At 60.3% G+C, this 1,155-nt stretch carries 1 protein-coding gene; it reads right to left on the minus strand.

Features of this window, described 5'->3' with window-relative positions; translation table 11 throughout:
* Positions 1-49: 49 nt before the first annotated feature.
* Positions 50-1,129, minus strand: coding sequence for an IS5 family transposase (locus tag MXAZACID_RS17285; protein ID WP_083878918.1), 1,080 nt, complete (start codon positions 1,127-1,129; stop codon positions 50-52).
* Positions 1,130-1,155: the final 26 nt, after the last annotated feature.

Raw genomic sequence — 1,155 nt, forward strand, 5'->3', positions numbered from 1 at the left:
TTTCTTGCCGGTTTCTGGACTTTTTTCGTCCAGCGGACAGACTCGTCCCTTATATTGCCACCATTTTTGGAATGCGTACCAGATTATAGGCGATCAGGTTGAGCATGAAGGTGCCGGCGACCCGCGCAACGCCGCGCAGCTTGGTCTTGCGCATCGTGCCGTGCTGCTTGCCCCAGCCGAATATGCACTCGATCATCGCCCGGCGGGTCTGCGACATCGCATAACCGGGATGGCGCGTGGTGCGTCCGTCAATCGCGCTGCGGCGGTGCCTGCCGGTTTTGGTCTCACCGTTGTTTTGTGTGACATGCGGTGTCACGCCGGCGTCGCGCAGATTGGCGACATGATCGGCGGTATCGTAAGCCTTGTCTTCGCCTACGGTGATCCGCCCGGCGGCCGACTTGGCTTTGGCTTTCAACATCGCTTCCGAGGCTTCACGCTCAGCCGTGCCTGTGGCCTGGGTCACTCGGCCACCCACCGCCAAGCCGTGCCGGTTGTCCATCAGCGCGTGCCCCATATACGAAAGCTTTGCCTCCCGCCCAGCGGCCTTGCGGTACAGCCGGCTTTCCGGGTCGGTGGTGCTGGCATGGGTATCGTTCTTACGCTTCTGACCGTGGAAATCCGAACCATCATCGTCGCTGCCATCCTTCGGCCGGAAGCTCTTCTGCGACGCCCACGCCTCGATCAGCGTGCCGTCCACCGAGAAATGCTCATCCGATAGTAGCGGCGTCACCCGCGGGTGGTTCAGCAGCCGGCTCATGAATTTCTGGAATATATCGCCGTTCTGCAGGCGCTCGCGGTTCTTGCTAAACGTGGTCGGGTTCCAGACCGGATCATCCGGGGATAAGCCCACAAACCAGCGGTACAGGAGATTATAATCCAGTTGCTCCATCAACTGCCGTTCCGAGCGAATCCCGTACAGCACCTGGATCAGCAGCGCGCTCAGCAATTGTTCAGGCGGCACCGAGGGCCGGCCTTCCCTGGAATACAGCCAGGCAAAGCTGCGGCTCATCTCATGCAGAACATCCCGCACCAAAGCACGGATCGCTCGCAACGGATGGGTCGCCGGAACCCGTGTTTCTGGTGAAACATACGAAAACATCCCGCCCTGATCTCGAAAAGAACCCCGCACCCCACGCCTCACAAAACCTGCCAGCC

The organism is Acidocella sp. MX-AZ02 (genome assembly GCF_000306035.1).
GTDB lineage: Bacteria > Pseudomonadota > Alphaproteobacteria > Acetobacterales > Acetobacteraceae > Acidocella > Acidocella facilis.